Below are 21740 nucleotides of genomic sequence, written 5' to 3' on the forward strand. Positions count from 1 at the left end.
GCCAGCCCCCTCCGACAGAAACTGGGGCAGCGCCCCGGTTGTGACCGACGCCACATCGATCGACTGCCCAGTTGTCAGTCGGTGCACGTACGCTGGCGCCCGTGCCTTTGATCCTGCTGTGCGCTGACCATCGCCAGCTCGACCTGGCCGACGTGGAGCGGTTGTCGAGCGGCGCCGACGACCTGCCTGCCCTGCTGCAGCAGGAGCCCACCATCAACGGCGCGGTGGTCGTCGCCACCTGCAACCGCCTCGAGATCGCCCTCGACACCGACGAACCGATCCGGGCCGTCCGAGCCGCCTACCAGGCGGTGGCCCGCAGTAGCGGCGTCCACGCCGCCGAGGTTGCCGAGCTGCTCAACGCCGCCGAAGGCGATGAGGTCGCACTCCACCTCTACGAGATGACGAGCGGTCTTGCCTCGATGGTGGTCGGGGAACGAGAGATCACCGGACAGGTGCGACGCGCGCTGCGCACCGCTGAGGCGGCGGGCCAGCTCACCGCCGTACTGCATCGGGTCTTCCAGGGCGCGCTCAAGACCGCCCGCCGGGTGCTGGTCGAGACCGATCTGCACCGGGCCGGACGCTCGGTCATCTCCGTCGGCCTCGACCTGGCGGCCCAGGTCCGCGCCGGCCACGGCTGCCCCCGCCACGCCGGCCAGTTGTGGACCGCGGAGGATGCCGTCCCGGAGCACCAGTGGGGCGGCGCGCGCTGCTTGCTGGTCGGCACCGGGGCGTACGCCGGCACCACCCTGCGGGCACTGCAGCAGCGCGGCGTCACCGAGGTCGAGGTGTGGTCGGCGTCCGGGCGCGCCGCCGGTTTCGTCGAGAGTCACCAGGGTGTCGGGCCGCAGCTGTCGGTCGCCGACGACCTGGCTGCCGCGCTGCGTCGCGCAGACGTGGTGGTCTGCTGCCGCGGCACCGGCACGCCGGCCCTCACCGCCGACATCCTTGCTCCGGCGCTCTCGGAGCGGACCGCGGTGGGCCCGTTGGTGGTGGTCGACATGGCGCTCAGTCGCGACGTCGACGCCGACGCGGCCGCGTTGCCCGGGGTGATCATGGTCGATCTGGCGACCGTACGCCGCCACGCTCCCGCCGCGACGCTGGGCGAGGTGGAACGTGCCCAGCAGGTCGTCCAAGAGGGCATTGACGAGCTGCAGGCGATCCGCGCCGAACGCAGCATGGACCCGGTCGTGGTGGCCCTGCGCAGTCAGGCGGCCCGGCTGCTGGAGGGCGAACTGGCCCGACTCCCGATGGCGGGGGAGGTGTCGGCCGAGGACGCCGCGCACGCGCTGCGACGGCTGACCGCGGCGCTGTTGCACGAGCCGACCGTGCTCGCCAGAGCGGCGGGACGGGAGGGCCGCGGCGAGGACTTCGCCGCTGCCCTGAGCATGGTCACCGGGCTCGATTCGGAGCTGGCGACGCCACGCGAGGTGGCCTGGGGCCTGGACTGGGAACAGGTGGAACGTGAACGAGCAGGTGGGGAGCGAACAGGTGGGAACTGAACAGGTGGAAACCGTGCTGGCCGACCAGGCGCCGCTCGCGCCCTATGACCTCGTCCTGCTGATGTCCTTCGGCGGCCCGGAGGCACCCGAGGAGGTGGTCCCCTTTCTGCGTCGGGTCACTGCCGGTCGCGGGATCCCCGACTCCCGCCTCGAGGAGGTCGGCGAACACTACTTCGGCTTCGGCGGCCGCAGCCCGATCAACGACCAGAACCGTGGCCTGCTGCGCGAACTGCGCGCTGAGCTGGGCCGCCGCGGGATCACCACCCCGGTCGTCTGGTCCAACCGCAACTCCGAGCCCTTCCTGCCCGACGTGCTGCAGCAGGCGTACGCCGACCGCGCCCGTCGGGTGCTGGCGATCACGACCTCCGCCTTCGGCTCCTATTCGTCGTGTCGGCAGTATCGCGAGGACCTCGGCATGGCGGTCGCTGACCTGCCCGATGATCTGCACATTGACCAGGCCTTTCAGATAGACAAGGTGCGGCCCTACTTCAACCATCCGGGCTTCGTGCAGGCCAACGGCTTCACGCTCGCTGCCGCCCTGCAACAGTTGGTCGCGACCCGACCAGTGCCCGGTGCTGAGCCGCCGCTGGTGGTCTTCGTGACCCACTCGATCCCCGATGCGATGGCGGACGGATCCGCGGCCGAAGCGCCCGAGGGTGCCGGCTACACCCGCCAGCACGAGGTGCTGGCGACCGAGGTGATCCGCGACGCGACCGCCCGGCTCGCCGAGCGACATCCCGACGCGGTCCCCGGTGGCTGGGAGCTGACCTACTGTTCCCGTTCCGGCAGCCCGCACACGCCGTGGCTGGAACCCGACGTCAACGACCGGCTGGTCGAGCTGGCCGCCGCCGGCGTACGCGAGGTGGTGCTCGCCCCGATCGGCTTCGTCTCCGACCACATGGAGGTCGCTTTCGACCTCGACACTGAGGCTCGCGAGACCGCCACCGAGCACGGCATCCGGGTGGTTCGTGCGGCCACCGCCGGCCTGCAGCCCGCCTTTGTGTCCGGGCTGGTGGATCTGGCCCTGGAACGGGCAGCCGAGGCACGTGCTGAGCAGGCCACGAGCGCCGCGAGCGCGCCCGAGCCTGCCGTCGTCGGCGAGCTGCCGGCGTGGCCGAGTCGCTGCCGCCCCGGCTGTTGCCTGGCGCGCGCGGGCCAACCGACCGACCGGCCGACCCTGTGCGAGCAGACGGCTTGACCCACGTCCCCCTCGACCGACCCCCCGCAAGTCAAGGAGCATCGATGTCCCAGCACCCGCAGCCCTCCGCCACGCCGAGCACCGACGAGACTGCCCGCCTGAACAACGAGATCCGCTACGTCCAGTACGCGGTGTTCTCGCTCGCCCCGTTCGAGCTGGCCGACCAGACGCCCGAGGAGGTCGCGGCCATGGTCGAGCAGGAGCTCGCCGAGGCCGGCGTGACGGTGCGCGGCTGGTATGACGTGTCCGGCTTCCGGGCCGAGGCCGACCTGCTGGTCTGGTGGCACGGGCCGACTGTCGAGGCGGTGCAGCAGGCGTACCGCTCGCTCACCTTCGGTCCGCTCGGCGGCGCGCTGGCGCCAGTCTGGTCCTCCATCGGGCTGCACCGGCCCGCCGAGTTCAACCGCTCCCACGTGCCGGCCTTCCTGGCCGGCGAGGAGCCGGGGGACTACCTGTGTGTCTACCCCTTCGTGCGCTCCTACGACTGGTATCTGCTGGACCCGGCCGAGCGCGGCACCATGCTGCGTGACCACGGCCTGGCAGCCAAGGGGTACGCCGATGTGCGCGCCAACACCGTGGCCTGCTTCGGCCTCAACGACTACGAGTGGCTGCTCGCCTTCGAGGCGCCGCAGATGCACCGGATCGTCGACCTGATGCGCGAGCTGCGGGCCACCGAGGCGCGCCGCCACGTACGCGAGGAGACGCCCTTCTTCGCGGGCCGGCGGCTGCCATTGGTGCAGTGGCTGCAGTCGTACGCCGACCTGTCCTGACCCGCCAACGCGAGTCAACGGCCTGGAATGGCACGAGTCCCACGGCACTGCCGTGGGGCTCGTCGCGGTCCGGTGGGAGGCCGGAACTGGATCAGGCCTGCTTGATCAGCGACACGTCGAAGGCCAGCTTGACCTTCTCCGAGACGAGGACGCCGCCGGTCTCCAGGGCGGCGTTCCAGGTCAGACCGAAGTCCTTGCGGTTGACCTCGATGGCACCCTCGGCGCCGATGCGCTCGTTGCCGAAGGGGTCGGTGGCCGGGCCGGAGACCTCGAAGTCGATGGTGACGGGCTTGGTGACGTCCTTGATGGTCAGGTTGCCGGTCACGGTCAGGGTGTCGCCGGAGCCCTGCACGTCGGTGGAGACGAAGGTGATGTTCGGGTACTGCGCGACGTCGAAGAAGTCGGCGCTCTTCAGGTGGCCGTCGCGGTCGGCGCTGCGGGTGTTGATCGACTCGACGCCGACCTTGACCTCGATGCGCGCGTTCTGCAGGTTGGCCTCGGTGGTGGCGGTGCCGGAGATGTCGTTGAAGGTGCCGCGCACCTTGGTGACCATGGCGTGGCGAGCGGTGAAGCTCAGCTCGGAGTGGCTCGGGTCGATGACGTAGGTGCCGGCGATGGTGGTGAGATCGGTCATGTCTTGCTCCTCAGCGGTTGGTGGGTCTCGCTCGGGTCTGGGTCACGCCGCTCAATGGTGACGTGTCACGGATCATCCTAGGGCATTCTGGTGATATGTCAACCATCTGCTAGGATTTACTTCCATGACCTCCCCATTGAGCACCCGGAACTCTGCCACACCTTGGCTGTCCGACGACGAGCAGCACCTGTGGCGCGACTGGCTCAACCTCAATGCCCGCCTCAACGCGAGCATCAACCGGAGCCTGCAGCGCCGTCACGACCTGTCGCTGTCGGACTTCTCGGTGTTGGTGGTGCTCAGTGAGGCACCCGAGTCGCGGGTCCGGATCGCCGCCCTGGCCGATGAGCTGCAGTGGGAGCGCAGTCGACTGTCGCACCACCTCACCCGGATGGAGAAGCGCAACCTGGTCGCCCGCGAGGAGTGCCTGACCGACGGTCGGGGTGCGTTCGTGACCCTCAAGCCCGAGGGGCTGTCCAGCATCCAGTCCGCCGCACCCGACCACGTACGCCTGGTGCGATCGATCTTCTTCGACGGTCAGCGACCCGAAGACCTCCGCGCTGTGGGCGACGTGCTGCATCGCATGCTGGCCAACTTCGAAGAGGTCGCCGACGAGGTCGAGTGACGGTCGGGCTCAGCCGACTGACTGATCAGCGGCGCTTCTTGTCGGCCTTGGCGTTGTTCTTGTAGCGGCGCTGCAGCACCAGCATCCGGATCGTGCCGGCCACGGCCATGATCAGCGCGCCGAGGATCGCGGCGAGCAGTGTCGCCACACCGAGCGGCAGCTCGAAGTGCAGCGTGATGAAGGTGAACTGGGCAGGCACGTTGTTCTGGACGATGAAGGTCAGCAGCAGGATCAGCAGCAACATCCCGATGATGAGCGCCACCCAGGTCGCGGCGGACAGCGAGTAGCCGGTCTGCACCGGCGGCTGCTCCTTCGACGGGCCGACGGTGCCCTGGTCCGAGCGCTGCTTGCGGGGCTCCGGCGCCGACTCGGGCTGCGGGGTCGACCCGGGCGCTGGCAATGTGGTGCCCGCCTGCGGGCTGCTGGATCCCAGCGATGTGGTCTCCGGCTTGCCTGCCGACGGCTGCTGCGGGGAGGTGGCCATGCGTCAGACTCCTTGCTCGGCGTGGACTGCGGTCGCTGGCCCGACGAACGGGCCACGCCTGACTCTATCCCTGCCTCCCGTCGGCTCCGCGTTGACCCGGCCGGGTCAGCCGTCGACGCCTCTCAGCTGCCGAGGATCTGCTCGATCACCTCGGTGGTGCGCAGCGCCGCGGCGCCGGTCGCCGGGCAGGCCGGCCCGCCGCCCAACTCAGCCACGATGGATTCCACCAACGGCTGGTGCACGTGGTCGGGTTCGGGTGCGCTCTGCTCGCTCACCTCACCGTCGACGGTGATGCGGACCGCCGACGGCGCCAGGCTCGAGAACCGCAACTCACCGCGGGTGCCGGTGAGGACGACCTCCTCCTCCGCAACCGGCGCCTCGAAGACCCACAGGCCCGACCCGATCGCGCCGTTGTCCCAACCGAAGTCGGCCGCCACGCGTACGGCATCGGCGTGCTGGCCGTGCACCGTCGTGACCGGGCCGAGCAACTGGTCCAGCAGGTCGAGCGTGTGGCAGGCGGTCTCGGCGAACTCGCCGCCCGGGTTGAGCTCGGGATCCCAACGCCAGCCCTCGCGGGGGCCCGGCTTGAACCAGGTCATCCGTGCCGCGACGACGTCGCCGACTGTGCCCTGCGCCAGCAGTTCGCGGACGATGTCAAAGCGCGGCAGCGTACGCCGGTAGTAGGCGACCCACAGCTTCACCCCGGCCTCGCGGCAGGCGTCGATCATCAACCGGCACTCCTGCGCGGAGCTCGCCATCGGCTTCTCGACCAGGACATGCTTGCCGGCCCGGGCTGCGGCGATTGTGTACTGCAGGTGCGTGGAGGTCGGAGTGGCGACATAGACCACGTCGACATCCGCATGGTTGATGACCTCGTCGGGATCGGTGGTCCATTCCGGTACGCCGTGGCGCTGGGCGTAGTCGACCAGCTTGGCCTCGTCGCGGCGCATCACGGTGACCAGGCGGGATCCGGCGGCCTTGGACAGCGCTGGTCCCGACTTCACCTCGGTGACGTCACCGGCTCCGATGATGCCCCATCCGACCATCTCTACTCCTTCGTCGTGTCCTGCCGCGGTCCTGAGGAGAGTTCTACCACTGAACACGGCTGACCGCGGCCCGTGTGAACCCCGCCGGGACCAGACTGTGGTGCGCTGTCCATCCGGGGCAGCTGAGAAGGGGGCAACGATGTTGGTAGGCATCCGCAGGACTTCCATCGCCGTGGCGGCGGTGGCCGCGCTGGTCGTCACCATGGCGGGCTGCAGCGACGAGCAGGCTGATCCCGCTCCCACCGCTCCGGCGCCGACCGTCACCCAGACCGTCGAGGTGACGCCCACCCAGGCTCCCTCCAGCTCGCAGACCACCGAGCCCGACGTCCCCGACTCCTCGGCCTCACCCGAGGACACGCCCGACAGCGATGAACCCGAGAGTGACGCGCCCGACGGCGAGGAACAGTCGTCCATGGGCACCGGGCTGCTGGAGCTGGAGTACATGACCGTCGAGATCAAGGACGAGGAGCAGCGGATCGACGGCTCGTACGCCGGCACCCTGGTCGAGGTCTGCGTCACCGGGCTGTCCGACGAGGGTGAGGGTGGCGTGATGTCGGTCGAGGCCGGCTCCTGGAGCCTGGAGTTCTTCCCGGGCGGGGAGACCTTCGAGGCGGCGTCCGAGTCACAGAACCCGATCCAGCCGGTTTTCCCCGACCTCATCGACCTCGCGATCGGAGACTGCGTCGAGGGCTGGATCAGCTTCGAGTCGGCCGACCACGCTGGGGCGATCGACGGTTCGACGATCCGGTACCAGGACGCTTACGGCCAGCGGGCCAGCTGGAACTTCCACTGACCCGGGGCCGCTGAACGGCCGGGCACAGCGCGTTCGCGCGCACCACGCGCAGTCGAGTCACCCAGACCCCGATGTCGGGGCGGTTTCCAGGATCGGCTGCGCGCAGTGCGCGCGGTGTTGCAGGTGCGGCCGGCGTACGGCTCAGCTCCGCTTCGTGCGGGGGTGCTTGCGGCCGTTCAGCCAGCCACCCAGCCAGGTGTGGCGGACCAGCAGCTCGTAGCTGGCGAGCAGCAGCGGCACGCTGACGAGCAGCACCACCAGCAGCTTGAGCTCGGCCGGCCACGGCAGGTGCAGCAGTGGTACCGCGACGGCGCCGAGGACGGGCAGGTGGATGATGTACATCCAGTAGGACGCATCGGCCAGATAGCGCACCCAGCCGCGCTCGCGCTTGAGGTGGCGCACGCACAGACCCATGAGGCCGATGACCCACATCCAGCCGACCAGCCCCTGGATCGCCGCGCTGAGCCACAGCGGTTCGGTCACCGCCAGCGCGACCGGCGTGAGCACGACGGCGGCGATCAGGTACGCCCACCAGGCCCGGGCCAGCCGCAGCAGGCCCGCCTTGCCCTCGCCGCGGGTCGCGTGGATCGCCCAGCCGAACCAGAAGCCGCCCAGGTACGCCGTCAGCGCGCTCACCGAGCCGAGGACGGTCCGGGGCTCGGTGAGCCCGCCGGTGGCGAAGCCCTGCAGGATGATGCCGGCGGCGTACGGGATCGCCGCCAGGGGCAGCGCGAACGGGCCGCTGAGGATCCGGCCCAGGCGGGCCGTGAAGCCGGAGGCCCGCTCGGGGCCGAGCACGCGGTGGCCGATCAGGCGTACGCCGGCGGTGATCAGGACGCATTGGGTGAGCACCACCAGGAACCACAGGTGGCCCGGGGTGAGCACATAGAAGACGTCGGGAAGGTCGCCGGCGGGGGGTTGGGCGCACCGCGACGCCCTGACTGGCGGCTGCCCACGTCGCGACGAAGGCGATCGGCAGGATCGCGATCGGCCACATCACCGGCAGCGGCAGGGTGATTCGGATCAGCCTGTCCTTGACCCACGAGCCGAGGCCGCGGCGGTTGACGATCATGCGGCCGAAGTAGCCGGCCATCACCATGAACAGGGTCATCCGGAAGAGGTGGAAGGCACCGACCGGCAGCCACAGCCAGTCCGCCTTGCTGGGGTCGTCGACGAGCCAGGGCAGGCCCGGGACGTACGCGAGCATGGCGTGGAAGATGATGCCGAGCAGCAGGGCGCCGCCGCGCAGAGCATCAAGGCCGTGGAGACGTTGGGTCTTGGTGGAGGGGGGAGTGACGGTGCTGGTAGCCATACGTCGACGTTAAATTTCGCGGCGTCGACATTGCTTCGCCGATCGGTCTGAATTGAGTCGTCCGATCGTGACGACCCAGATCATCCGATCGGACGACCAGCACCACCTGGTCAGCGGACAGAACCTGTCCGGTTTGCTGATTAGCGTGGTCACAACCGATCCCGAAGGAGACGTCATGACAGCCAACACGAGCAGCGCCACCAACACGACCAGCACCACCAACACGAGCAGCAACGAGCGGGCGGATCTCATCGAGAGCCTGCAGCTTCAGCATGCCTTCCTGCTGCAGACCGCCCAGGGCCTGACCGAGGAACAGGTGCGGACCGCCAGCACCGTCTCGGAACTGACGATCGCCAGCATCATCAAGCACGTCACCGACACCGAACGCGACTGGTTCCGCTTCATGCTCGAGGGGCCGGAGGCGCTCGAGGGGCAGGAGGTGTATGACGAGGACATCGACTGGGACAACCTCGACGAGGACATGGAGGATCCTCGCTTTGTGCTGTCCGAGGACGACACGCTGCCCAACCTGATTGCGGCCCTGGGTGAGGTCGAGGCGACCAGCGTCCAGATCCTGAACGAGGTCGATCTGGACCAGAGCCATGAGCTGCCGCCGGCACCGTGGTTCGAGGCGGGCAGCAGCCGGACCAACCGGCGTACCGCCCTGCACATGCTGGCTGAGATCGCCCAGCACTGCGGCCACGCCGACATCATCCGGGAAGCCATCGACGGACAGAAGACGATGGGCTGAGGCTGGTCAGGGCCGGAGGCCGACCTCAATCCCGCCAGCTGGGGTCATGGAGGTCAGCTGGTACGGCTGGGCGGGTACGCCACGGGTCCAGCGCCCAGCCGACCAGCACGGCTGCCATGCCCACCAGCGGGCCGCCGCGGCCCGGCGCGGCCCGGCCCGGCCGGCGGCACCACCGCTGCGATCTGGGCCCAGTAGAAGGACGGCAGTCCGCTCAGCAGGCCGACGGTGCCGGGCTGGGGCGGGGAGAGCGGCTTGGTGGCGGGGTTGAGTGCGCGGGACGCCGGTGGCTGGGCAGGGCTACCGGCCGGGACCCCCAAACCCCTGGTTGCTGCGTCGGTGATCCCATCTGGCACCTCGCCGGGCCGACCTGCAACCAATCAGAAGCTCGTGGGCGTACGCCGACGCTGCATATCTACAGGATCCAGTGGTTGCGCAGGTGATCTGGCTGGTTTCGCCTGCATAACTACAGGATTCCGGGGTTGTGCACGCGAAGCCACGGCCGCCGGCCGCACCCACCGGCGTCGTCGTTGCTGCGCTTTGATCCGAACCGAGGCCGCACCGCAGGCTTCGCGAGGCTGTGATCGAAACCGGCGCCTCGCCGGGGCGACCTTCAACCAGCCCGGCGTGCGTTCAGGTGTGCTGGCCGCGCAGGTATCGGCCGAAGTGGGGCACCGTGAACGAGACCTGGCCGCGCTCGCCCGAATAGATCAGGCCCTTCTTCAACAGCGCGTCTCGTGCCGGCGACAGCGACTGCGGTTTGCGGTCGAGCAGTTCGGCCACCTTGGCGCTGGAGACCTGGGGTTGCGGATCGTCCTCGGTCGGTTCGGCAATCTGGGCGTCGGCCATCGCCCGAAGGTAGTCCCGTTCGGCGGGGGTGGCGCGCTCGTAGCGGGAGCCGAAGAAGCCGACGGCGAGCTCCTCCTCGGCCACCGGTACGCAGACCCGGACATCGTCGGCGGTGATCGGGGAGCGGGGTGCGATGTCCCACGCAGCCTTGCCGTACGCCTGCAGGAAGTAGGGATAGCCGCCGGTGACGGCGTACATGTGTGCCAGCGCCTCGGGCTCCCAGCTGGCGTCCTCCTCGGCGGCCGGCGCGCTCAGTGCCCGGTCGGCGGCACCACGGTCCAGTCGATCGATGCGCTGATAGCGGAACAGACGTTCGGAGTAGGACTTCGAAGCTGACAACACAGCCGGCAGGTGGGGCAGTCCGGCGCCGACCACGATCAGCGGCAGGCCTTGCTGGCTCAGTTCGTGACAGGCCGCACAGAGCGCCGAGATGTCCTCGGGGCCGAGGTCCTGCATCTCGTCGATGAAGATCGCCACGCCGGTGCCCTGGTCGGCGGCGAGTCCACCGACGTCCGACAGCAGCTCGACCAGGTCGATCTCGATGTCGCCCGAATCGGCGCGGCCGCTGCGGGCAGCGACGCTGATGCCGGGGTTCCAGCGGTCCTTCAGTTTCGCACCGGCCCCGGCCTCACGCTCGATGAAGGCTTTGAGGGTGCCGAGCACCTGGTCGGTGTCGGGATGACCGAGCTCCCGGATTGCCATGTGCAGGGCGGCGCCGAGCGGGCGCCGGAGCCGCTGGTCGGGACGCGCCTCGAACTTGCCGGTGCCCCACCCTGCCCGCACCGCAGCCGAGCGGAGCGCGTTCAACAGCACGGTCTTGCCGACCCCGCGGAGCCCGGTGAGGATCATCGACCGTTCCGGGCGGCCACGGCGGGTCCGCTCCAGCACCACCTCGAAATTGCGCAACTGCTCGTCACGGCCGGCGAGTTCGGGCGGCCGTTGGCCGGCGCCGGGGGCGTACGGATTTTGGATCGGATCCATGGGATCGGAATCTATCCCGAGCTCTAGCCAAAATCCGATAGTGACACAGACACGGCGAGAACTCGTGATCCGCGGTCAGCGGGGGATGGTGGCCAGGATCCTGCCGTCCGGGTAGTACCGAGCAGTCGGCGGGCCGACGTTCCAAGTGAAGTGAGTTCCGTCGCGGGGCTCGCCGCCCTCGGTCCAGGTCGCCGTCCAGGTCACGCCGCTGACGTCGCCGATGGCCTGGTCCAGTTGGAACTCGTCCCAGCTGTACGCCGGATCGCCGACCATGCTCCACTGCACCGACCCGGGATCGACCGGCAGTGAGCTGGGCAGTTGGTTGGGGCAGCCGCTGCGCCGGCCGTCGCGATCGGTGAGGCAGTCGGCCAGCCACTCGTCCAGCTGTGCGTTGACATGTGCCTCGCCGGCCTCGCTCAAGCGCGCCGTCATCAGGGGTGCCGGTTCGGTGCGGGTCAGCGGATCGTGCAGGCCGATCGCCCAGGTGGTGGGCTCCACCTCCAGCAACTCGTCGACCTCCACCGAGACCAGCCAAGTCCCTGGCGGCGCAAACACCGAAATCGGCTGAATCGGATCCGGATCAAAAGCCAGCCGACTGCCGTTGATCGTGACCGGCGCCGAGCGTGGGGCCTGCATGGCGCCGAGCAACCGCCACGTGTGGACGTCGCCCACCAGGCCCGCATCCAGATCCACCTCCAGGGTGACCTGGCGGCTGTCGGCTCCGGCCTTCAGCGTCACGGTCGCCGCACCGGTCTCCTCGTCGACCTCGTCGATGGTGAAGCCGTCGATGCGACCCTCGGCGGTGGCTGCGGCGGTATCCGGTACCACCGGCCACTCGTCGGCGTCGTACTTCTGGCTGTCCTCAGTGAGCTGCCAAGCATCGGCGTAGCGGCCATCGACGATGGCTTGCAGATAGCGCTCCGCGAGCTCCCGCTCGGGGCTGTCGTCGAGTGCAGTGCAGCCGGACAGGCCGAGCACCAGGACCAACGCGAAGATGAGCGTACGCACGGGCTCAGCCTACGGGCTGGGCGTACCTCTGCTGTTGCGTCGTGATCGGCCGGCTCTGGCGAACTCTGACAGACTCTAGGGCAAACACAATAAGATCGAAGAAGGGGCAATCCTCAGATCACGGCTGGATTGGGCTCTCTGGTGGTGTCTAGCGCCAGTCCAATAGCGGCGAAGACGAGGGAATCGTCAGTGATCGGCAGGGACGGCCGCATCGTCGGCGTGCTTGTCCTTGCCGAACGGCAACAGGTGGATGATCACGACGATGATCCCGCCGATGATCACACCCAGGATCGCGGACATCAGCGTGTTGACCAGCCAACCCAGCACCGGCCCCACGCCGGGGATGGCGGCCACGGGCACCTCGAGCATGTGGACGAACTCATAGATCGGGTGGAAGCCCAACTCATCCATGCCGACCAGCAGGATGTGGCCGCCGACCCACAGCATCGCAATGGTGCCGACCACCGACAGCACCGCCAGCACCTTCGGCATGGCGTTGACCAACATCCGACCGGTGCGCTGGGACTGTTCGGAGTCTCGCTCGGCCATCGCCAGGCCGATGTCGTCCATCTTCACGATCAGCGCGACCACGCCATACACCAACGCGGTGATGAGGATCGCGACCGTCACCAAGGCGGCCAGTCGCAGCCAGAACCCTTCCGCAGCGATCTCGTTGAGGGAGATCACCATGATCTCGGCCGACAGGATGAAGTCGGTGCGGATGGCATTGCTGACCATCGTCTTCTCATGATCGGCGCCCTGGGCAGCGACCGGGGTCTCCTTGTCGGGATGATGGCCTGAGACCCACTCCCACAGCTTCTCCGCACCCTCGAAGCACAGGTACGCGCCGCCGACCATCAGCAGCGGGGTGAGGATCCACGGGATGAACTGACTCAGCAGCATCACGATGACGATGATGATCGCCTTGTTGAGCAGCGATCCTTTGGCGATGCGCCAGATGATCGGCAGCTCCCGATTGGGCTTGAAACCGCGTACGTACTGCGGGGTCACCGCGGTGTCATCGATCACCACGCCGGCCGCCTTGGCGGAGGCCTTACCGGCGGCCGCGCTGATGTCGTCAACCGACGCCGCCGCCACGCGGGCAATCGCCGCGATGTCGTCCAACAGTGCTGCCAGGCCACCGGCCATGAGGGTCCCTTTCGTAAGCCGGTTCGAGCATACGGGGTGAAGGGGTGCGTATGCCTGTCAGATCTGGGTGCCGAAGCGATGCCGCAACACCGCGAAGAGGACGTCGGGGTTGGGCACCTCCACCACCCGCAGCTGCTTGAGCTCGGCTCCGCCGGCGTCCCGGAAGATCATGAACATCCCATCCCGGGTCTTGGTGAAGGTGACCTGGGCGATGTTGGCGCCGGGGATGTTCGTACGCCCGATGCGTACGGTGTCCCCGGACACCACGGCCTTGCCGAACTTCAGTTCACCGCCCTGGTTGGCCTTCTGCAGCCATGCCTCGTTGATCTTGGCGCGCAGTCCGGTGAACGCCGGTTCGTCCTCGATCGGGACCGCATCGGTCTTGCTCTCCCAGCCGATGGCATTGACCAAGGAGTCGGATTCGAAGTTGGTGGTGTAGACGGCCTCATGCCACGGGATCTCCCGGATCTTGCTCCGGTTGACGGCGACGATTCGGTCATCGAAGGCGGCGGCTGCTCGAATGCCGGCCGGGCGCGACACCCAGAGGAGCCCTGCCGCAAGAGCCAGCGCGACGAATGCCAGGACGGCGCCGCCCAGGCGATTGCCGACGATCAGGTCCCGCCACAGCAGCCAGGCGCCGACGCCGACGATCAGGCAGGCCGCCAGCGTGCCGAAGGCAACCCCGGCATTGCTGCGAGTGGTGACGGCCACATGGGCCGGCGGCAGGGCCGAGATCTCGTTGACCAGGGCCAGGTCCTTGACGTGGCGGATCACCACGGCAACGATCATCGCCACGGCCACCAAGGTCGCCGCGATGCCGGCGTACGGCACGGCTTGGACCGAGTCGGTCTCGACGGCGAGGATCTGCTCATAGGTCCGCACCGACGTGCCGCCGCGACGGCGCCAGGTGCGGCAGCTGTCACCGGGGGACATCGGTTGACCGTTGCAGGTGACCAGGACCTCCTTGCCCCGGTTCATGACGGCGAAGACCACCCCCGCGGCGGCCAGCAGAGCCAGCCAGATCAGGGTGACGATGGGCAGCCGCTTCAGCAGCGCAAGGTCGATTCCGACCGCCTTGTTGTCACTCACGGCACGAAGCGTAGGGCTAAACGGCTCCCATTGCCCGCAGGTGCGATCCGGTGGGCCCCGGGGGGCTGCCGGTCGGTCGCGAGTCGCCACGGCCGGCGCGGTAGGGTCGCGGCAAGCGCACCCGAGCTTTGGAGCAGATTCCATGTCCCACGCCCTCGTTGCCAACGCCACGGACGGCACCGTTTCGACCTTCGCCATCGACGGCGAGCAGTTGGTACGCCGCGCGGTGACCGAGGTCGGTCCCGGCGTCAGCACATTCGCTGTGGCGCCGGAGCTCGGACTGGTCTTCGCCGGCGTGAAGGGCTCCGATGGTGGCGGCCCGCAGATCCTGACGCTGCGTTTTGACGAGCCCAGCGGCAAGCTCGAGGAGGTCAGCCGCCGGGAGTCGCCGGTCGGTGCCACCTATCTGGAGCTGACCCCGAATCGCCGCACGCTGCTGTGCGCCAGCTACCACAATGGCGTCGGGCTGGCGTGGCCGGTCGACGCCGAGGGCATCTTGGGGGAGCCCGGCGGCCGGATCGAGTACCCCAACCTCCACTGCGTGGTCGCTGCCTATGACGAACAGGCCTACTTCGTGTCCCTGGGCGCCGATCTGATCGCGCGCTGTGACATCGATGCCGACGCCAACCTCGCCGTCGCCGCGACTGCGCCGGCCCCGCAGGGCTCCGGTCCGCGCCATCTGGTGTTGGACGCCACCCGCACCGCGGCGTACGTCATCACCGAGTATTCCGGCGAGGTGCTGCAGTACAGCCGCGACCACCTCGGCCAGCTGCACGAGCAGGAGAAGGTCACCATCGTCGATCCCGACGCCGGGCTGCAGCATTCCCGGCTGGGGGCGGACCCGAAGGCCGAGCCGCTGATCTGGGGTGCCGACCTCCAGCTCGATCCGCAGGGCCGAGCGGTGTGGGCCAGCGAGCGGGGCGCCAGCACGATCGCCACCATCGACTTCAACGGGGACCGACTCGGGTCGGTGGTGCAGTTGCAGGGCACCGAACCGCAGCCGCGTGGTTTCAACGTGAGTCCGGACGGCGCGTACGTGCTGGTGACCGGCGAGCGGTCCACCACGGTCACGCTGTATCGCGTCGGTGATGCCGGTCAGCTCGAACAGGCCGATCGGGCCGAGACCGGCAACGGCGCCAACTGGGTCCGCTTCATCTGAGACGTGCCAGCTGCCCCGGCCCGCATCTGAGTGAGGGGCGGGCTCGCACGTCAGTTTCACCACGCCAACAAACCAAGGACGTACGCATGACTCTGCCCGTTGACCTGATGACCCAGCTGTTGTCCCTGGAGAACTGGCTCGGCTTCGACATCGACGACGACGGCCGGGTGCTGGCCGGCTGCGATGCGCCCGGGTCGACGCAGCTCTTCGAGCTCGCCGGGGACGCCGCGCCGCGGCAGCTGACCGACCTGCCGACACGCTGCTCGGGCCGCTACGTCCCGGGCCGGCGAATGATCTTGGTCTCCCACGACGACGGCGGCAACGAGCGTTCCCAGATCTCCACCCTCGACCCGGACGATCCGCAGCTGCGGCTCGAGCCGCTGGTGCACGATCCCGCCTATCAGCACGTCATCCACGACGTCACCGCGACCGAGCTGGTCTATTCGACCAACCGTCGCAACGGCGTCGATATGGACCTGGTGGTCCGCAACCTCGACGACGGCAGCGAACGCGTCGTTTACGACCGGGGTGGGTACGCCGTCGGCGCGGCGGTCAGCAATGACCGCGAGACGATCGCCTTCACCCGGCTCACCGCCAAGCCGATCTCCACCGCCATCGACCTCGTCCGCGGTGGCGAGGTGTCGACCCTGACCGATCCCGATGCGCACGCCAGGCATTCGCTGGTCGGCTTCACCCCTGACGACAGTGCGCTGCTGCTGGCCAGCAACCACGACCGCGACATGACCGCGATCGTCTCCTACGACCTCAACTCCGGCGAGCCGACCACCTTGGTCGCCGACGACGATCACGAGCTCGATGCAGCACTGTCCAAGGACGGCTCGACGCTGCTGGTGCGGACCATGATCAACGGCTCCGAACTGCTGTCGCTGCACGAGCCCGACGGTCAGCTGCGCGCCACAGTCGACCTGCCGGTTGGGATCGTCGTCGCGCCGGTCTGGGCAGCCGACGGCTCGGCCGTACTGGTGACCCACACCGGGCCGACCGCCCCGACCGCGATCTTTCGGATCGACGCGCGCACCGGGCGTACGGAGCGGGTCACCGGCACCGAGGTGTCGGCCGGCCTGCGTGACCACCTGGTCGACTGCCGCGTGGACTGGGTGCCGACGAGCGACGGTGAGCAGATCCCGGTCTTCGTCTATCCCGGGCGTACCGACCATCCGCAGTCGGTGGCGGCGCTGCAGGGCGCCAGCGTGATCCACATCCACGGCGGGCCCGAGGGCATGTCGTCGCGCCAGTTCCAGTCCGTCATCCAGGCGTTGGCGATCTACGGGCTGACCGTCGTGGTGCCCAACGTCCGCGGCTCGGCCGGCTACGGCAAGCGCTGGGTCAGCCTCGACGACGTCGAGAAGCGACTCGACTCGGTCGGCGACCTCGCCGCGCTCCACGCCTGGCTGCCGAGCCAGGGACTGGATGCCTCCCGCAGCGCACTGTGGGGCGCCTCCTACGGCGGCTACATGGTGTTGGCCGGCGTCTCGATGCAGCCCGAGTTGTGGGCCGCCGGCGTCGACATCGTCGGGATGAGCTCGTTGGTGACCTTCCTGGAGAACACCGCGCCCTATCGCCGACAGGCCCGCGAGCGGGAGTATGGCTCGCTGGAGCACGACCGCGCGATGCTCGAGGCCGCTTCGCCGATCACCTACCTTGATCAGATCCGCGCCTCGCTCATGATCATTCACGGCGCCAACGACCCGCGGGTGCCGCTCAGTGAGGCCGAGCAGATCGCGGCCGCACTCGAGAGCAAGGGCATCCCTCACCAGCTCAAGGTGTACGCCGACGAGGGGCATGGGCTCGCGAAGCGCGCCAACCGGATGGACGCCTACCCGGCGGCGTACCGCTTCCTCAAGGAGCAGCTGGCGAAGGGATGAGGGCCACGGCGGTCCGACTGACCATCAGTCCAGTGGCCAGGTGAGCTGGGCGCCGTCGGGCAGATCGCGGATGGCGAGGGCGAGCTTGGCGCGCTCGAGCATCCCCTGGACGTCGTCGGTGGCGGTGAGGTTGGCGACCGTGAAGTCGCCGCCCGCCACGAACGGGAGCCGGGGCGTCAAGCGTTGCCCGAACGGCAGGCGGCCGTGCTCGGCCTGCCATTCCTGAGCCAGCGGATATCCGGTCAGCACCTCGGCGTCACCGAGGATCGTGGCTGCCCACTCCTCGAGTGAGGAGCCGAGGTGCTCGCGCTCTCCGGTCTCGGGGTCGAAGGAGACCACCGTGCCGCCGTCGAAGGCGAACTGGCCGCCGAAGATGTCCTCGGAAAAGAAATAGAGGCCATCGGCCAGGTCGTCGTACGCCGCCCGCCAGCCGGTGCCGTCATTCCAGTTGTCGAGCATGCCGGGCTCGCTGCCCGCGCCGCGAATCACCAGCGCCGACTCGAATGCGACGAATCCGTTGCGTCGGCGTAGCAGATCGCCGAGTTGCCGTCCCAGGGCGGTGTCCGGGACCGAGGCGATCGGATTGGTGGAGATGGCCTCCGACCCGATCGAGAGCAGGGTGTCGAGCGCGCTGTCAGCCTGAGGGTCCCTGTTCACCCGAGCAGGCCGCGCAGGTATGCCGCCTGACCGGCGTGCTGTGCAGCGTCGTCGACGATGGACACCAGGCGTACGCCGCGGGTCACCGGCGGGTCCCAGTTGGTGTCGATGACTGCGTCCCAGTCGTCCGCGCCGAGCTTGGCGATGTAGTCGCGGGTGGCTGCCGCAGTCGCCTCGAGGTAGCCGGTCAGCAGGCCCGGATCGGTGACGGTGACCTTGGCGACCTCCTCGGGGGAGTGGCCGTAGCCCATCGCGTCTGCGGGCAGGTCGAGCCCGAAGCGCTGCTGCCAGCCGCCGGTGTGCCAGACCTCCTCGGTGCCGGCCAGGACCGCCAACTGGGCATCCTCCTCGCGGGCGGCGTGCCACGCCAGCCACGTGATCGAGTTGGTGGTCGGCGTCGGTTGGTGGTTGAGCTGACCGGCGGCAAGACCGTCGATCGCGGCGGCGAACGCCTCATGGGGGCGTGAGTGGAAGTCCAGGAACAGCGCAGTCAGATCCATGCCGTCCACCGTAGTCCGGGGATGATGGCCCGCTGTGTGCTGGGGGTCCGATCGAATCGGTCGACTCGACTGCCCAGGAAGTGCCTTCCCGGCCCCGAATCGCCGATCGAGTCGACCGAAACGATCGCAGCCGGCGTACGCCCGTCGCCAACCCATCCCGGGACGGCAAGAACGCCCACCCCCGACGGGGATGGGCGTCTGCTCAGTCGCTCAGCGGTCGGCCGGGGCGACCCAGTCGCGCTTGGTGGCGCCGGTGTAGATCTGGCGGGGACGGTAGATCCGGATCTTCGGATCGTCGTTGACCTCGGCCCAGTTGGCGATCCAGCCGGGCATCCGGCCCAGCGCGAACATCACCGTGTACATCTCCAGCGGAATGCCCAAAGCGCGCAGCACGATGCCGGAGTAGAAGTCGACGTTCGGATAGAGCTTGCGCTCGACGAAGTACTCGTCCGCCAGCGCAACCTGCTCCAGGTCGCGGGCGATCTGCAGCAGCGGATCCTCGACGTTGAGCTGCTCCAGCAGCGCGTCGACGGTGCCACCCAGCACCTTGGCGCGGGGGTCGAAGTTGCGATAGACGCGGTGCCCGAAGCCCTGCAGCAGCATGGTCTTGTCCTTGACCTTCGCCACCACGTCGTCGAGGGAGTCGCCGTCGGCCTGGATCTTCTCCAGCATCCGGACGACCTCCATGTTGGCGCCGCCGTGACGCGGCCCCCACAGCGCGCTGACGCCGGCAGCGACGCTGGTGTAGAGGTTGGCGTGGCTGGAGGCCACCATGCGCACCGTCGAGGTCGAGCAGTTCTGCTCGTGGTCGGCGTGCAGCAGCAGGAAGAAGTTGAGGGCCTTGTCCGCCTCGGCGGTCGCCTCGTGGTCCTCGGTGTCGGTCGAGAACATCTCGTGGAAGAACTCAGCCACGTAGCCCTTGTCGGTGCTGGGCTGAATCGGCTTCTCGCCCTTCGAGGCACGGTAGAAGGCCGCGGCGATGGTGCGGGTCTTGCCCAGCAGCTTGGCGGAGTGCTCCTCGAGCTGCTCACGGTTGCCGGGCTCGATCGTGGTGTTCTCCTCGTGTACGAAGAGCACGTTCAGTATTGCCGCCAGCACTGCCATCGGGTGCGCGTCGGCCGGGAAGGCCTGGATCTGTGCCAGCGTCGACTCGTCGAGCTTGGAATTCTCGCCGATCAGTCGGTCGAAGCGCTCCCGCTGCTCAACAGTGGGCAGTTCGCCGAAGATGACCAGGTAGGCCGTCTCCACGAAGTCGCTGTGCTCGGCGAGCTGCTCGATCGGGATGCCCCGGATCTGCAGGATGCCGGCCTCACCGTTGATGAAGGTGATCTCCGAGGTGCACGACCCGGTGTTGCCGTAGCCGGAATCCAGCGTGATGTAGCCGGACTCGCTACGGAGCTTGCTGATGTCGAAGGCGGATTCATCCTCGGTGCCGGTGATGATCGGCAGCTCGTAGGTCGTTCCCTCAATCTCCAGTCGGGCCTGCTGGGCCACGGTGACCTCCTGCGGTAGGGGACTTCATCATCGCCCACCGCGGCGGGAGCTGCGACACAGAGTCCATCAGTGATGTCAAAAAAGCATTTCCAAGATGTTGTGGTCCACTTTGCCGAGTTGGCCGCGGTTGAGCAAACGCGCGGGCTCAGTCCTGGCCCGCCAGAACGGCGGTCAGCGCCTCCGCGGCCCGGTCCAGGGTGGCATCCGGATCGTCGCCCAAGTCGGCGCCGGGAAGGTCGAATCGGAGGTCCTGTTCGGAGTTGGTCGGGATGACGTGGAGATGGGTGTGAGGCACCTCGTAGCCGGCAATCACCAGACCAATGCGCTGACAGTCGAAGGCCTCCAACTGCGCCCGGCCGATCCGCTGCGCGACCTGCAGCAGGTGGGCGGCGTGTTCGGCGGAAAGGTCGATCCAATGGTCGGTCTCGGCGATCGGCACCACCAAGGTGTGCCCGAGCGTACGCGGTCCGACGTCGAGGAAGGCGGCACACAGATCGTCCCGATGGACGATCCGGCCGGGCAGCTCGCCGTTGATGATTCGGGAGAACAGGGTGCTCATGCCCCCATCCAATCAGGAGCCGTACGCCCACCCGCCTCGGGTCCCCATCCCCTGCCCTGGCGGAGGACCCAGGCGACGACAGCTGAGGCCGACAACCTCAGGTCGGACGTTCGCTGCTGGTGTGGTGTTGGAAGAACTCACTGTCCATGACGGCATCGGTGAATCGGACCAACGTCGCGTGGAGGTTTTGGGCGTCATCCTCGGACCAGTCCGCCAGCAGTTCCCTGATCCATTCGCGCCGGGTCCGGCGAATCTGTTCCAGCACTTCTTGGCCCCGCTCGGTGAGCTCCAACAGCTGGGCGCGGCCGTCCTGCGGATCGGGGGTACGCGCCACGTAGCCGGAATCGACCAAGGTGGCGACCTGTCGGCTGGCGGTTGACGGCGCGGAATGGATGCCGGCCGCCAAGTCCGACAGCCGCAGCGGCTCGGTGGCGAGCCGATAAATGATGGGCAGGTGCGAGGGCTCCAGGTCAGGGGCCGCGCGGGGAATCCGCGGCCGGGTCACCCACATCGCCTTGGACAGCCGCGCCACCGCGATGCTCAGCTGGTCGGCGGTCTCGGCCCGTACCGAATCAGTTCGGTCCGAATCCCCTGACTGGGCTGGGGTCGACGCAGCGGCGGCGGCGCCGTGGTCCTCGGAGGCGGGCATGCTCCCCATCCTAGGGCCGGGGGTGGCGGCGATCCCACCGTGGCGGCGTGACCTCGGTCACGGTCGCCTAGAATTGGCGGTGGTGCTGCTGCCCCGTGGCGCCGGAGGGAGTCGCCATGACCACGTTGTCCGATTTCACTGCCACCCGGTTGGACGGCACCGAGGAGTCGCTCGCGCAGTACGCCGGCAAGGTCGTCTTGGTGGTCAACACGGCCAGCAAGTGTGGATTCACCCCGCAGCTGGAGGGGCTGCAGAAGCTCTACGACAGCTACGCCGACCAGGGCTTCGTGGTGTTGGGTTTCCCCAGCAACCAGTTCGGCAACCAGGAGCCCGGCAGCGCCGATGAGATCGGCGAGTTCTGCCAGCTGAACTATGGGGTCACCTTCCCGATGTTCGCGAAGATCGACGTCAACGGCGCCGACGCGCACCCGCTCTATCAGTGGCTCACCAAGGCCAAGGGCGGCGTACTGAATGACGCGATCAAGTGGAACTTCACCAAGTTTCTCATCGCCCGCGACGGCACCGTGCTGCGTCGTTTCGGGCCGCCGACCAAGCCCGAGTCGCTGGCTGACGACGTCGAGGCTGCCTTGGGCGCGGTCACCAGCTGAGCCCGGACCTCGGCGCCGGTCCCACCCGCGCCCCCCGGGGTTGCCC

Annotated in this window: 22 protein-coding genes and 1 pseudogene; 9 read left to right on the top strand and 14 right to left on the bottom strand. The window is 68.4% G+C overall.

The window, feature by feature from the left end; translation table 11 throughout:
- The first annotated feature begins 101 nt into the window (after positions 1-101).
- Genes CGZ91_RS10780 through hemQ form a run of 3 tightly spaced genes read left to right on the top strand, consistent with a single transcriptional unit; the run spans position 102 to position 3467 of the window.
- Positions 102-1499, top strand: a complete 1398-nt coding sequence (locus CGZ91_RS10780; protein ID WP_179229326.1) for a glutamyl-tRNA reductase — start codon at positions 102-104, stop codon at positions 1497-1499.
- Positions 1489-2697 (top strand): ferrochelatase, encoded by a 1209-nt coding sequence (locus tag CGZ91_RS10785; protein WP_229116583.1) that lies wholly within the window; start codon positions 1489-1491, stop codon positions 2695-2697. The genes CGZ91_RS10780 and CGZ91_RS10785 overlap by 11 nt, the downstream gene beginning before the upstream one ends.
- 44 nt (positions 2698-2741) lie before the next feature.
- Positions 2742-3467 (top strand): hydrogen peroxide-dependent heme synthase, encoded by a 726-nt coding sequence (hemQ, locus tag CGZ91_RS10790; protein ID WP_094455079.1) that lies wholly within the window; start codon positions 2742-2744, stop codon positions 3465-3467.
- A gap of 91 nt (positions 3468-3558) precedes the next feature.
- Here hemQ and CGZ91_RS10795 read toward each other — a convergent pair whose 3' ends face one another.
- Complete coding sequence (locus tag CGZ91_RS10795; RefSeq protein WP_094455081.1) at positions 3559-4101, bottom strand: YceI family protein; 543 nt, start codon at positions 4099-4101, stop codon at positions 3559-3561.
- A 124-nt stretch (positions 4102-4225) separates the two neighbouring features.
- Here CGZ91_RS10795 and CGZ91_RS10800 point away from each other — a divergent pair, with 124 nt between their 5' ends.
- Positions 4226-4723 carry a MarR family winged helix-turn-helix transcriptional regulator gene (locus CGZ91_RS10800; protein WP_094450381.1) on the top strand — a complete coding sequence of 166 codons (498 nt, stop codon included), beginning with the start codon at positions 4226-4228 and terminating at the stop codon, positions 4721-4723.
- Between the two features lie 25 nt (positions 4724-4748).
- On the opposite strand, the gene CGZ91_RS10805 is transcribed toward CGZ91_RS10800, so the two are convergent.
- Together CGZ91_RS10805 and CGZ91_RS10810 are read right to left on the bottom strand one after the other, a co-directional pair.
- Positions 4749-5207, bottom strand: a complete 459-nt coding sequence (locus CGZ91_RS10805) for a LapA family protein (RefSeq protein WP_094455083.1) — start codon at positions 5205-5207, stop codon at positions 4749-4751.
- Between the two features lie 122 nt (positions 5208-5329).
- Positions 5330-6253 (bottom strand): Gfo/Idh/MocA family protein, encoded by a 924-nt coding sequence (locus CGZ91_RS10810; RefSeq protein ID WP_179229327.1) that lies wholly within the window; start codon positions 6251-6253, stop codon positions 5330-5332.
- A 139-nt stretch (positions 6254-6392) separates the two neighbouring features.
- Here CGZ91_RS10810 and CGZ91_RS14080 point away from each other — a divergent pair, with 139 nt between their 5' ends.
- Positions 6393-7046, top strand: a complete 654-nt coding sequence (locus CGZ91_RS14080) for a hypothetical protein (protein WP_179228993.1) — start codon at positions 6393-6395, stop codon at positions 7044-7046.
- Positions 7047-7187: 141 nt separating this feature from the next.
- Here the strand turns inward: CGZ91_RS14080 and CGZ91_RS10815 are convergent, their stop codons facing one another.
- A complete protein-coding gene (locus CGZ91_RS10815) occupies positions 7188-7931 on the bottom strand; it encodes an acyltransferase family protein (protein WP_094455087.1) in 744 nt (247 codons plus the stop codon).
- Between the two features lie 76 nt (positions 7932-8007).
- Positions 8008-8358, bottom strand: a pseudogene (locus CGZ91_RS15015) (acyltransferase family protein); the annotation flags it as partial.
- Between the two features lie 175 nt (positions 8359-8533).
- Here CGZ91_RS15015 and CGZ91_RS10825 point away from each other — a divergent pair.
- Entirely contained in the window at positions 8534-9109 is a 576-nt protein-coding gene (locus CGZ91_RS10825) for a DinB family protein (protein ID WP_094455404.1), read from the top strand.
- Positions 9110-9739: 630 nt separating this feature from the next.
- Here CGZ91_RS10825 and CGZ91_RS10830 read toward each other — a convergent pair.
- The 4 genes from CGZ91_RS10830 to CGZ91_RS10845 all read right to left on the bottom strand — a co-directional run bounded on the left by CGZ91_RS10830 (position 9740) and on the right by CGZ91_RS10845 (position 14182).
- Positions 9740-10936, bottom strand: a complete 1197-nt coding sequence (locus CGZ91_RS10830) for an ATP-binding protein (protein WP_094455089.1) — start codon at positions 10934-10936, stop codon at positions 9740-9742.
- 75 nt (positions 10937-11011) lie between these two features.
- On the bottom strand, positions 11012-11944 hold the full coding sequence (locus tag CGZ91_RS10835; protein ID WP_094455091.1) for a hypothetical protein: 933 nt from the start codon (positions 11942-11944) through the stop codon (positions 11012-11014).
- A gap of 186 nt (positions 11945-12130) precedes the next feature.
- The gene (locus CGZ91_RS10840) at positions 12131-13093 is read right to left on the bottom strand and encodes a DUF808 domain-containing protein (RefSeq protein ID WP_094450374.1); all 963 of its coding nucleotides are present in this window, start codon (positions 13091-13093) and stop codon (positions 12131-12133) included.
- Positions 13094-13150: 57 nt separating this feature from the next.
- Positions 13151-14182 (bottom strand): hypothetical protein, encoded by a 1032-nt coding sequence (locus CGZ91_RS10845; protein ID WP_094455093.1) that lies wholly within the window; start codon positions 14180-14182, stop codon positions 13151-13153.
- A 142-nt stretch (positions 14183-14324) separates the two neighbouring features.
- On the opposite strand from CGZ91_RS10845, the gene CGZ91_RS10850 reads away from it, so the two are divergent.
- Both CGZ91_RS10850 and CGZ91_RS10855 read left to right on the top strand, forming a co-directional pair.
- Positions 14325-15341 (top strand): lactonase family protein, encoded by a 1017-nt coding sequence (locus CGZ91_RS10850; protein WP_094455095.1) that lies wholly within the window; start codon positions 14325-14327, stop codon positions 15339-15341.
- 86 nt (positions 15342-15427) lie between these two features.
- Positions 15428-17227, top strand: coding sequence for a S9 family peptidase (locus CGZ91_RS10855; RefSeq protein WP_179229328.1), 1800 nt, complete (start codon positions 15428-15430; stop codon positions 17225-17227).
- A 24-nt stretch (positions 17228-17251) separates the two neighbouring features.
- Here CGZ91_RS10855 and CGZ91_RS10860 read toward each other — a convergent pair whose 3' ends face one another.
- The 5 genes from CGZ91_RS10860 to CGZ91_RS10880 form a co-directional block, all read right to left on the bottom strand.
- Positions 17252-17884 (bottom strand): SMI1/KNR4 family protein, encoded by a 633-nt coding sequence (locus CGZ91_RS10860; protein ID WP_229116584.1) that lies wholly within the window; start codon positions 17882-17884, stop codon positions 17252-17254.
- Positions 17881-18384 carry a mycothiol transferase gene (locus tag CGZ91_RS10865; RefSeq protein ID WP_094455097.1) on the bottom strand — a complete coding sequence of 168 codons (504 nt, stop codon included), beginning with the start codon at positions 18382-18384 and terminating at the stop codon, positions 17881-17883. Before CGZ91_RS10865 ends, CGZ91_RS10860 begins: the two co-directional genes overlap by 4 nt.
- A gap of 210 nt (positions 18385-18594) precedes the next feature.
- Positions 18595-19878 carry a citrate synthase gene (locus CGZ91_RS10870; protein ID WP_094455099.1) on the bottom strand — a complete coding sequence of 428 codons (1284 nt, stop codon included), beginning with the start codon at positions 19876-19878 and terminating at the stop codon, positions 18595-18597.
- A 145-nt stretch (positions 19879-20023) separates the two neighbouring features.
- Positions 20024-20437 carry an HIT family protein gene (locus tag CGZ91_RS10875; protein WP_094450370.1) on the bottom strand — a complete coding sequence of 138 codons (414 nt, stop codon included), beginning with the start codon at positions 20435-20437 and terminating at the stop codon, positions 20024-20026.
- A gap of 97 nt (positions 20438-20534) precedes the next feature.
- Positions 20535-21086: a MarR family winged helix-turn-helix transcriptional regulator gene (locus CGZ91_RS10880; protein ID WP_179229329.1), complete on the bottom strand. Its 552-nt coding sequence runs from the start codon at positions 21084-21086 to the stop codon at positions 20535-20537.
- 116 nt (positions 21087-21202) lie between these two features.
- On the opposite strand from CGZ91_RS10880, the gene CGZ91_RS10885 reads away from it, so the two are divergent.
- On the top strand, positions 21203-21694 hold the full coding sequence (locus CGZ91_RS10885) for a glutathione peroxidase (protein WP_094450368.1): 492 nt from the start codon (positions 21203-21205) through the stop codon (positions 21692-21694).
- The last annotated feature ends 46 nt before the right edge of the window (positions 21695-21740 follow it).

The organism is Parenemella sanctibonifatiensis (genome assembly GCF_002250565.1).
In the GTDB taxonomy this organism is placed as follows: domain Bacteria; phylum Actinomycetota; class Actinomycetes; order Propionibacteriales; family Propionibacteriaceae; genus Parenemella; species Parenemella sanctibonifatiensis.

Coding starts and splice junctions, on each gene's coding strand:
- CGZ91_RS10825 (WP_094455404.1), top strand. CDS start 8,534: ATGACAGCCAACACGAGCAGCGCCACCAACACGACCAGCACCACCAAC.
- CGZ91_RS14080 (WP_179228993.1), top strand. CDS start 6,393: ATGTTGGTAGGCATCCGCAGGACTTCCATCGCCGTGGCGGCGGTGGCC.
- CGZ91_RS10880 (WP_179229329.1), bottom strand. CDS start 21,086: ATGCCCGCCTCCGAGGACCACGGCGCCGCCGCCGCTGCGTCGACCCCA.
- CGZ91_RS10830 (WP_094455089.1), bottom strand. CDS start 10,936: ATGGATCCGATCCAAAATCCGTACGCCCCCGGCGCCGGCCAACGGCCG.
- CGZ91_RS10805 (WP_094455083.1), bottom strand. CDS start 5,207: ATGGCCACCTCCCCGCAGCAGCCGTCGGCAGGCAAGCCGGAGACCACA.
- CGZ91_RS10800 (WP_094450381.1), top strand. CDS start 4,226: ATGACCTCCCCATTGAGCACCCGGAACTCTGCCACACCTTGGCTGTCC.
- CGZ91_RS10850 (WP_094455095.1), top strand. CDS start 14,325: ATGTCCCACGCCCTCGTTGCCAACGCCACGGACGGCACCGTTTCGACC.
- CGZ91_RS10865 (WP_094455097.1), bottom strand. CDS start 18,384: ATGGATCTGACTGCGCTGTTCCTGGACTTCCACTCACGCCCCCATGAG.
- CGZ91_RS10855 (WP_179229328.1), top strand. CDS start 15,428: ATGACTCTGCCCGTTGACCTGATGACCCAGCTGTTGTCCCTGGAGAAC.
- CGZ91_RS10840 (WP_094450374.1), bottom strand. CDS start 13,093: ATGGCCGGTGGCCTGGCAGCACTGTTGGACGACATCGCGGCGATTGCC.
- CGZ91_RS10875 (WP_094450370.1), bottom strand. CDS start 20,437: ATGAGCACCCTGTTCTCCCGAATCATCAACGGCGAGCTGCCCGGCCGG.
- hemQ (WP_094455079.1), top strand. CDS start 2,742: ATGTCCCAGCACCCGCAGCCCTCCGCCACGCCGAGCACCGACGAGACT.
- CGZ91_RS10885 (WP_094450368.1), top strand. CDS start 21,203: ATGACCACGTTGTCCGATTTCACTGCCACCCGGTTGGACGGCACCGAG.
- CGZ91_RS10810 (WP_179229327.1), bottom strand. CDS start 6,253: ATGGTCGGATGGGGCATCATCGGAGCCGGTGACGTCACCGAGGTGAAG.
- CGZ91_RS10795 (WP_094455081.1), bottom strand. CDS start 4,101: ATGACCGATCTCACCACCATCGCCGGCACCTACGTCATCGACCCGAGC.